At 48.5% G+C, this 10,926-nt stretch carries 4 protein-coding genes and 1 pseudogene; all 5 read right to left on the reverse strand.

Translation table 11 applies throughout. The features are described from left to right. Window positions 1-115: 115 nt before the first annotated feature. On the reverse strand, window positions 116-2,170 hold the full coding sequence (locus AC1DSE_RS21560) for a hypothetical protein (protein WP_477510740.1): 2,055 nt from the start codon (window positions 2,168-2,170) through the stop codon (window positions 116-118). Then, window positions 2,157-4,382: a GH92 family glycosyl hydrolase gene (locus AC1DSE_RS21565; protein WP_477528162.1), complete on the reverse strand. Its 2,226-nt coding sequence runs from the start codon at window positions 4,380-4,382 to the stop codon at window positions 2,157-2,159. Before AC1DSE_RS21565 ends, AC1DSE_RS21560 begins: the two co-directional genes overlap by 14 nt. Window positions 4,383-4,627: 245 nt before the next feature. Further along, entirely contained in the window at window positions 4,628-9,244 is a 4,617-nt protein-coding gene (locus AC1DSE_RS21570; RefSeq protein WP_477510738.1) for an S-layer homology domain-containing protein, read from the reverse strand. 52 nt (window positions 9,245-9,296) lie between these two features. Further along, on the reverse strand, window positions 9,297-10,448 hold the full coding sequence (locus AC1DSE_RS21575; protein ID WP_477510737.1) for a hypothetical protein: 1,152 nt from the start codon (window positions 10,446-10,448) through the stop codon (window positions 9,297-9,299). A gap of 90 nt (window positions 10,449-10,538) precedes the next feature. Next, window positions 10,539-10,926 (reverse strand): annotated as a pseudogene (locus AC1DSE_RS21580) (hypothetical protein); the annotation flags it as partial.

Below are 10,926 nucleotides of genomic sequence, written 5' to 3' on the forward strand. Positions count from 1 at the left end.
GCTTTGACGGAGAAATATAAACCCTATATTAGCTAAAAAACTTATAAATTCTTATATTTTAAAAAAGGGATGCTCCTCAAGTAGAAAAGTCTACTTAAGGAGCATCCCCTTATCATTAAGCCTCGCTCAGTCCCCACCCGATTGCATGTTTTGTCGTCTGTTCAAGCCACTCATTGCTTGCGAAGTTTGGTATGTCCTTTGTTACCGTAAGCGTCGACTGTCCTTCAAAGCCGGGATGCGGGCAATGCACAGCCGTGTTCTCCCACTTCTCCGAACCATTTCTTCTAAAAAGCAAACGGTATTCATACAACCCCGGCTTAATCTGCTCTGACACGATCTGAACGGTTTTCTCAAAGGAAAATGTCGTGCGATAGCCTTCCAACTGGCTCATCGTACCTGCCATGAGAACAACAGGCTCCGCCCGTTCCACCTCGCTCGAAGGATACAAAATTAATTCGTATTCCATGCCCGGCTCGCCATAGACGATAAGAAGAATAGGCAGTCCCACAACAGCAATTTTGGGCGCTTCCACAAATACAGGCTGATGTATCGGCTCGAATAGCTCAGATCGCTCCCACTCTTCCTGCACTTCGCTAGCTCTGCGATAATGCCATGTCCCCTCTATTGGCAAATCCACTTGATTCAGAAGAGCTGTTAAGCAGGTTTTTGCGCTTTGGAATGGATCTGTACAATTGTTATGTCCGTAACGGTAGCCGATTTCATGCCTAACGTCCACGCCATGCCTGCGGGCGCGATCAGCCCACTCAAAGGACAGCCAGCTTGAGGTATACGCGTCATGCGTTCCATGTGTCAGCCAAACCTTAGTCCCTTTGGACTTCAAGGCATGTATGATTTGATTCGACGCTGGGCTTCGCTCGCTCGCAATAAGCCCCATATCATCACTACCAAGCAGCGTTGTGAAGAATAGATCAACTGCGCTGTGACCGTTCGCTTCCTGCCAGCCAGGCTGCCACGCGTATTTATAACCCGTATCCTCGCAAACCGCGCGCCAGCATACCGGACAGGTAGGATTAAGCATTTCCTTAAAAGGTTCTCCAAAAGCGAGCGGCACATTATAGCAGATGGCATAACGAACGGAGTACACACTGCTATTCGGATTACCCGCCGCAATTAAGCTTGTTATGCCTCCGCGTGAGCCGCCAACCGTCACAACAGCATTCCCATCCACGGCGAACTGCTCGATAGCGGTCAGGAACAGATCGTCCAAGTTCTCATACACGGAACCATGCGTCGTTCTCGTACCGAACGAACCTCCGCCGTTCCATATGATGCCGACTGCACCTTTCCCTGTGTCCAGTAACGTCTGGCCAAGCACGTTTAGAAGAGCTGGCCCAACATTTGCAAAAACATTTTCATTCTGATCATAAAACCCGCTGAATAAAGCAGGATACCGTACTTCAGGTGTACGAGACCACTCTGGAGGAAGGATGTAGCTAACCATACTGCGATGCTCACCTTGACCCGCAATACGTCCATGCACAAGCTGAAAAGCAGGCAATCCCTCTAGCTCATCAAGTGCCGTCCCCGGATTGCGGAAAATGACAGAATAACCCGTAAGTTTCATCACTTCATCCGATAGCTTCAAAGCTACTTCATCCGTCACGCGAACCATGCTATACGTCTCGCCAATATAGCGTTCATAGGCTGGTGTCCTTTGATGCTCGCCGCCCTTTTCCCCTGCGAACAAAGCATAAGCATCCGTCCGGTAATAATAAGGACTGGCGATATCATTGTCCTGCAGCGGCAGTTCGACTTCACGTTCGCCCGTTTCCTCATGCAGTCGAAGAACACCGATTCCATCGGTGCCGCCTGCCTGTGGACCGCCTCTGCCGCCATTTAATGCGGCATTCCAATTCGTCACAATCGGAAAATCATTATACAGCTTCTCTGTGACAATGGTATAAATGCCAGCTGTCGCCGATTGTATTCGAACAAGCCCACGATAGAAATCCACCTGCTCTACTTCCAAAAACTCAACATTTTTATCCGTATAACGAGCCGCTTTAATCGTTGCTTCGCTTTCCGTAAGAGCTGCTAAAAGCTTCGGGTTCACCTTTATATCTGCGAACGACGAGGTACCATCAAGACTAGTAAACGGGCTAATAGGGACATAACGGACAGGAGCAAAAATCAAATTATTTGGGCTCATAAGCAGCCTCATTTTTCATTGAGTATGGCAAAGCATTACTTAGTGTTACTGACCCAGAAGGCGCGTCCACCATATGGAATTGAAGCTCCGCTCCAGCCGCTAGCTGATCATGACTGATCGACAGCTTATGCCACGGTTCGCCGTTTACACTCAGTTTATCCCAATATACATTTTCAGCGCCGTTGTTCTCCGCTTCAATGACAAGCTCCTTGCCGTTCTCCAATTGTATGGTCACTTTGCGGAACAAGGGGCTGCCCATGACATATTCCGGAGTTCCGGGACAGAATGGATACATCCCAAGCGCACTCCATATATACCACGAGCTCAAGCTCCCATTATCCTCATCGCCAGGCAGTCCATCAGGCCTGCTGCTGAATAGCTCCTTCATCGCTTTTCTTACCCAATATTGCGTTCGAGACGGCTTGCCGATTACGGTATAAATATAGGGAATATGGAAGCTAGGCTGATTGCTAATGGCAAACTGGCTGAAATCTATAGCAGCCATTTCCGACATTTCATGAATTTCCGTGCCGTACGTGCCCGTTTTGAACAGAGGAGGCATCGTCATCAGTTCATCGAGCTTTTTCGCAAAAGCATCATTTCCGCCCATCAGCTTTGCTAACCCAGCTATATCATGCGGTACAGACCAGCTGCACTGCCAAGCCCCGCCTTCGCAAAACGGGTTGCCCCATTGCAAAGGATCGAAGTGCTCCTGCCACTGCCCTTGCTCATTGCGGCCTTTCATGAAACCCTCGCCAGCATCAAACAGCTTGTTATAGTTCGCCGCTCTCTCCATAAAGAAACGATAATCCTCTTCTTTGCCGAGGCCTTTTGCCATCTGAGCAATGCAGAAGTCACCGTAATAATAATCCAAGGCGTTGCTCACGCTTTCGTGGAAAAGATTATCCGGCAGATAGCCATATTCGATATAAGCTGCCAATCCTTTTCGTCCATGCTTCCCATCACTGGAAGCGAGTGTGGCATGCTTGCGCAGTCCCTCGTAAGCCGCTTGCACATCAAACCCTTGAATGCCTTTCACATAAGCATCCGCTATCGCAGCATCGATCAATGTACCCGGCATGGCACTTCGTTCCGCAGGCGAAATCCATTTGGGCATCCAGCCGCTTTCCTTATAAATATGAACCCATGCTTCTGTCATTTCACCCAGCAGGGAGGGAAATAAAAGGCTGTACAGCGGAAGGCTCGTACGATAGATATCCCAAAAACCAATATCCATATACATAGGGCCTTTATGAACGTTACCGTCATAAGCACTAAAATGCACTTGTTCCCCAGCAGGGCTGTATTCATGCCATGTACGAGGAAATAGACAAGTGYGATATAAGCATGTATAGAAGGTGCTCATCTCATCCTTATCTTCACTTTCCACCTTTATTGTGCTCAGTCGTTGCTCCCAATCCTGTGCAGCTTGTTCCTGCAATTGCGCAAAGCTTAAATCCCCCAGCTCCTGCTGCATATTCCAAAGCGCCTGCTCATGGCTGATGAAAGAAGTGCCAAAGCGAACATTAACGATCCCAGACGCAGGGACATCAAGTCCAGCGAATGCGCCTACTCGTTCTCCCGCTCCTGCCAGCTGCTCGCGCACAGCAAAATCCCCATTAAATGTACCGCTTTGCTCTTCCTGCAAATCACAATCAAAGTCCATAACAAAGTACATCGCAAAATTCTCATGTACTTCCCCGTGATGAGCACGAGTAAAGCCCGTCACGCGTCGATTGACGCTATCAATTAAAATCGAGGATTCCCCTTCAAAAGGAGACACGATAACTCTGCAGTCCTCTCTCCTGTCGAAAGTAAATTTAAGGCGCGCACTCCTCATTCCCGGAACCAGCTCCAGCGATGCTTCATAACGAGGAAGCCGAATTCGAAAATAATGCGGCTGCACGACCATTTCCTCTGGTCTGTAGGAGGAAGCACGGGAATCCGCATCTAAATAAATAGGCCCGCTCTGCGGCATGACAACAAGATGCCCATAATCCCTTATCCACGGGCTAGGCTGATGCGTTAGCCGCAGGCCTTGAAATCTGCGGTGGGAGGGATGGTAAAACCACCCCGCTCCGTCCTCATGGGATTGCGGACTCCATGAAGCAGTACCCCAAGGTCTTGAAACGAGCGGGAGCGTATTTCCATTCGAGAACGTATACACAGAATCCGTTCCTTGCAGCGGATTAACATAAGACAAATAGTTCATGGAAACGACCTCCGAGTAGTTGGCTAATGTTGATTTGGCCTGCCATTTTCATCTTATGATAGCGCTTTATATCGTAGGATAATATCCGACAACCCTGCGAAATGGTTAAGTAGGCTTCCTTTTTTGCTTAATTTCCTATAAAACCCTTGATCTCCTTGCAAATTTCCAGCAACCAGCCGATTTTACAATAGAAAAAAAGGACCACCCTCCTGTTTTTCAACAAGAGTGCAGTCCTTTCAACAAACCTATAACCCCATCAACCGGAAAATAACTGCTGCTGCTTCCGCGCGGGTAGACAAGCCTTTTGGTTTGTATAATCCATCCTTGTACCCTTTGATGAATCCCGCCTGCTGCAAAGCCATAATTCCCTCCAAAGCGTAACCGCTTATTTGGCTCTGGTCCTTAAAAATATCCGATTCGCCAGCTGCTTTTGGCAGCTTCACAACCGCCTCTATTGCGCGGAAAGCAATGACAGCCATTTCCTCACGTGTAATGACATCCGATACGCCAAACGAGCCGTCCCCTTTTCCGTTTACAATACCCAGCGCCTGAGCTGTGGAAACCGCAGCATAATACCATGCTTCCTTACGGACATCCGTAAAGCTGCTAGACCCTGCAGCAGCAGGTGCCAAATCGAGGGCATTGACGAGAAGCTGAACAAACTCGCCGCGGGTAATGGAACGGTTAGGCTCAAACCTGCTCTCCCCCACACCTTTCACAATTTCACGAGCTGCTAAAGCTTCAATAATCGTCCGCGATGCAGCGTTGACGTCTGTAAAATGTACATTCGCATAGGCTGCTGCGTAACGGCTAGAAAGATTAGTCTGGAAAGTTACCGTCCCCGTAACGGAATCGTATTTTACTTGTTTCACCGCTTCTACACGGCCATCTTCTAGAATTGTATATACAACAACCTGATGAGCCTGCTCTTCTGGCTTCAGCTCGTATTTCATTGTCGCCGTCATTGGCGACTTCGAATCAAACTTGCCAACCGCTGCTCCATCAGCCTTAACGAAGAAATCGTAAATCGTATTGCCTTTCCATTTTTGCTGTAAGCTTTGCGGAAGCGAGGCATCTCCTTGCTGGATAATTGAGATCTCCACCTGCTTCGAGCCAGCTGGAAGGCTACCTAAGAGAGCTTCTACTGGAATGGAAAGCGATGCGCCATTTGCGGTGACCATCAATTCTTTTGCCTTGGCGTTCCCATCCTTTAGCGCTGCTGCGGAAATGTGAATGGAAGCGCCCTTAGCATCTGCTCCAGACGGTACCACATTAATGACCAATTGCCCGTCTTTCGCGCCTTCGACTGTTTTGTTAAGCTCCTCGTTGGAAATATTGATTTGAGCAATCCCCTTGTCGATACTAGCTCCTTTTGCTGTAATGATGCCCTTATCAATCGTGTTCAAGCTGCCGCTGCCGCCTGTGCTTCCCCCTGGTGTCGGTGGAGTGACCGTTGCTTTAGCTAGCAGCTGGAAAGTACGGAATAGCGCCGGGTCCTTCACTCCGCCAATACCCGAGCCCCACTCGATATATCCTTTGCGGCCTGCACCATCATTATCGTTGACCAGCATCGAGAAGCTTAATGCTTGATTCGCAGCGGCTTGGATCGGATAAAGCTCGCTCCAAGGAAGCTTCAGCTCATAGGAAGTAACCTTCGTCTCTTCATTTCGCGTTACGTTAAGCGTCCCGTTCGTTACTGAGCCTGTTGATTTGCCTTGCATCGTAAGCCAGCGATAAATTTGTGGCCCGTCCGGCGTCTGCGAAATGCCGTATTCATACCAGGACTGGCTCTCGCCGGGAACACCCGGCGCTACGCTGAACTGAATACCATCGTTTTGCCAAATCGAGCTGCCGAAAGCTGCATGGTTAAACACATCGTCTTTTATGCTTGCTGAGAGATAGAAAAAGCCTTCATCCCAGCGCAGCTTGGCTGTACCGCTTAGGTCATCGTCGCCTTGAAAACCTGTCATTACATTGCTGCCTTTCGCCAAATCAATCGTTATAGGCTGGCGGCTGTCCGTTTCATGCAATATACGGTTAAAATCAATCTCTCTTGTCATATGAATGTTCTCATATCCGGCAATTTCAACCTTCAAATCAAGCGGATATTTAACCCCTTCAGCCAAGCCCGGCAAAGAAATAACATACGTCGATTGCCCGTTTGGCGCGACGACAGGGACATTCGTATCCGTGCCGCTGATTGTGCCGAGATCCGAACCTTTGCCAACCTCCCAAGCGATCTTTCCAACCCTTAAGCTGTCTTTTTCAGAGCTGTTTACGAACTGAAGACGGAGCGACTTGCTGCCGCTATCATCATCGGTAATACTCGGTATGACCTTCAAGCCTTGGAAATACAATCTCAAATCATCGATAGGCGGCTCCGGCAGCGTCGCTGGATCTAGGCCTGCTCCGTTATAAGCGCCAATATTCGGAGCTTCCGTGCCCGATACCGAATTCCCCCAATAATCAAGACCGCCATTGTCGGCAATGAGCGTACCCGCACCCAAAGCAGGAGAACCAGCTCTTAGCTTGTAACCATCAACCGTATTCCAGCCTTTGCTGCCTCCGCCTTGATAAACGAGCATCGGGTTAGCCGTAACTTTATTCGGGTCAGCAGGCTCATTGATCGGATGGTTGCCGTAAAACAAGTTATGATCAAAAACGCCATTCATGCCCGGCACATGATAATCGCCTGTTCCAAGATTATAGATAAGATTGTTTTTGAATGAAAAAGCCGCCTGCAAATCCCCTGCTTCATTCCACTCATGATCCATAATTTTTGTATTTTGACCTGTTCCGATATAAATGCTGTTGTTGTAAATTTGCGTATTAGGCGAAACTCCGCCCGCAAAATTAAACGTATGAGTCAGGTCGTTTTGGCTGATGTTGTATCTAACCACGTTGTTTGAAGAGCCGACCAGCACGCCCGGTGTTAAGCGCGCATCCACAAAGAGAATAAAGCCGCCTTTATTATCGTGGCTGTAGTTGTATTGAACAACGCTGTTGTTCGTATCAATATCTAGATTGAAGCCTTGACCGTCGCCTTCCGGCTTATTCGTATTAAAGGATTCGTTAAACTGCACCACATTGTTTTTGCCTCGAGTTGGCCAAATCGCAGCTGAACCGTTAAACTCACCGACCTCAGAGTAATTGCCGCCGCCTTCTGCCACATTATGTTCAATTAACGCACCATCTACGCCGAAAGTAAGAATGCCGTCGCTATCGGCTTGCTTCACATAGTTTTGACGGATTTTCACACCAGTTGAAGCAAAATCCTGCCCATTCCAGCGCTGATCCCATACGACAATGCCCGTTCGTCCAATACGCTCCACCGTATTTCCTTGAATGAGTACTTGATCGAACTTATCCGTTGCCGTGGTGCCGCCTACATATACGGAAATGCCCCCAAAGGCATGTGGTCCGCCCTCTGCTCCTGATTCAGTCGGATATCTGAAGCTGCTTGATACGTCATGCACATAGTTATCCAAAATCTGAATGTTTGTCAGCGTACCCGCGTTTGCATTTTCAACAAGAATGCCCTCTCGGTACGTCGTTCCGCGTTCAGCGGCGTAGTTGGTTACCTCCAAATTTTGGATAACAACGTTAGAAGAATTGCGAAGATATACAGCGCCCCCGGCCATGCCGCCGCCGTTAATGATTGGCTTGCTGCCACTGCCGTAAGACGTAATTGTTATCGGAGCTTCCGCTGTCCCGCTACCCTTGGGATACAGCCGCTCGTTCCATACGCTGCCTTTTTTGAGCAAAATGCGGTCACCCGCTGCAAAAGTCGTGTTATTGACGTTGGCAAATGATTTCCATGCCGTGTTTTGCGATTTGCCGTCATTGCTGTCGCTGCCAGCCTCGGCATCTACGAAATAATCGCCATCGCCTCCTGTGCCGCCGCCATTTCCAGGCACCACATTCGCAAGCGTTACAGAGCCCAGCTGCATGAGCCAATTCGCCAGATCGCCAGATAATTCTACTTTCAAATAATTAATGTCTGCGGGCAGCGGATCAGCCGGCGTATATGTAGCCCCTGACCAAGCCCCGTCCCCGGTCGATTCAGGCGTATCATGTACAGCAGCAAGCTCTGTCCACACCGCGCCATCCGGCGAGCCATAAAACGTAATAACACCCGTTGAACCTGCGAAGAAGTGAAGTCTTGCTGCAAAATGCTTAATGCCATGCAGATGATAAACGACTGACTCATCCGATACGGCCGTTCTCACAATTCTAGAAGCATCCCCGCCAAAAAAAGCCGGATTCGTGTTGTCTATTGACCAATTAGCCGTAAACGAAGCAAGCTTGGACATGTCATCAAGCTTATCGTCAATCGTCTGAGGTGCCGTTGACAGATTGGAAACCGTAATCGATCCAAGCTGCATGAGCCAAGTATCGATATCTCCGCTCAGTTCAATTTTCAAATAATCGATTCCGCTTGGCAGTGCTCCCGAGGAACTGTATTCCGTTCCATACCAGCCGGAGCCTGTTCCTACAGGATCTGAATATTGAGAAGGAATTTCTGTCCAAGCAGAACCGTCCGCTGAGCCATAGAACGTAACGACCGCAGTTGATCCGGAGAAATAATAAGCTTGCAAGGCAAAGGACTGAATGCCATTCAGCTTATATACAGCATACTCCGTCGTCGTTGACGTTCTAACCGCCCTAGAATCATCGCCTCCAAAAAAAGGCGGATTCGTATTGTCAAATGTCCAGTTTGGCGAACTCGCAAACATCTTGGAGTTATCCGTTAACGCATCTTCAATCGATACTGCATCATGCGCAGATACGCTCGCAGCTGGAAATGCCAGCATGCTGAGCAGCGTGAGGATCAGCATCGCATTCATCCACTTCTTCAACATTTTTCATGGCTCCCTCTTAAAAAGTAATAGAAATTCATTTATTAATGAAAAGCTATAATTTCGTTATGCCTAACCAGCTTCGTGCAAGGCGTTCTGCACGCTCGCTAACCCATTCAACCGTCGCTAGTCTTGATTCCTGCTGAGCGATTTCGCGAAATTGTTCAGACATCAACTCGCTTGCTATCGCGTCTTTCACTTTCTCATAGGATTGGAGAATTCGCTCTCCTTTAGAAATGCAATACAGTAGATGCAGCTCTCCGTTCTCTTCGAAAATATCGCTCAATTGATCTGCCTGGATACGCTCTGCTTGCTGAACCGCTATTGGACTCTCTAGAGCCGCGGTACGACGAGTTGCACTCGTTAAGCTTGCATCCATCACCTCTATCCCAAGCTGCTTGGCAGAATCGATGAAGCCTGCTTGGTCTACGGCTGCTTTTTTCAACTGTTCCATAATGCGGAGAGCCTCGTTCTTATTACGCAAAGCGGCTCCATCTCCATAGGGCAGCACCGCCCATTTAAGCTTTACATGCCCCGGGAGCGAATACTTCGTCTGTTTATCCATTTCGTATGCCTGTTTTACTTTGTCATCTGGAACAGAGAGCTTGCCGCTTTTTTGCATTGCTTCAAGTGTCGCGCTTTCCAAATTGCTCATGTAATAGCTGTAATAAGCTTCGATTTCGAAGGAAGTGGGTCCATATACGATTTCACCGTCTGCCGCAGCCTTGCTGCGCCTGCTATTCTCAGCTTCCATCCCGCTAAGAAACGATTCGTAGCTGCCATCCACAGCAATCCCACTCTTCTTCGCCAGCTGCTGCAAAGCTATCGTTTTCGTCAGCTCCGCTTTAGCTTCCTCAATTAACCTCAGCAAAGGCATTTCGCCGGAGTAGGAAGTCGTCCAGAACTGATCTGTATATTCAGCTCCGTAGGTTTGCGCGAAATAATCAGCTACGAGCGCTTTTTTCAACCCTAAATACATTTCGATTTGTTCTGCTGAAGCTGCATGGCCGTTAACGATTAAGGGTTCGGAAGCAATGCTCGATCGTTTTTGTGAAGCGCCGACCAAGAAGAAAACCGCTGTAAGCGTTATCAATAATAACAAAATGAAAACTTGCTTTTGTTTCGCACGCAGCCCCTTTATCGTTTGATCCTTCTGCTTCCCCACGACATCCATTCTCCTTCCACACCACTTGTTGTCCTTTGCCATTCGCAGAGGCTCCGCCGCTGCCCTATTGATTGTAAATCCCCAAGGCTGACTGCCCTTGGGGATTTAGAGTTCACCGAAAACTTCCGATGCTTATTGCACTTTATCGAGATAGTCCTTTTGGAAATCGGCAGCTGCTTTCTCAAGCAGTGCTTTCGGATCTGCATTCTTGTTCGTTAATACAGCTTGGATAGCCACATCAAGCGTTTTGTAAAGCTCTTGCGCATTGACTGGCACCTCAGGGCGAAGACCAGCCGAACCATTCGTCATGTAATCATTGAACATATCCATATTTACATTGGTGTATTTATCAAGAATTGCTTGCTCCGCTTTAATACGATCCTCGTTCACCCATACGCGAAGTCCGTGCGGGCCCACGATTAAACCTTGCTCGTTAGCTGTTTTGGATTGCGTTTCAAGTCCAAGCAGCGATTCTTCACTCGTTTGCGGCGAGAAGCCCTTCACATCCAGCCATTTGAAG

It is taken from the genome of Paenibacillus sp. 01L418 (genome assembly GCF_056400045.1).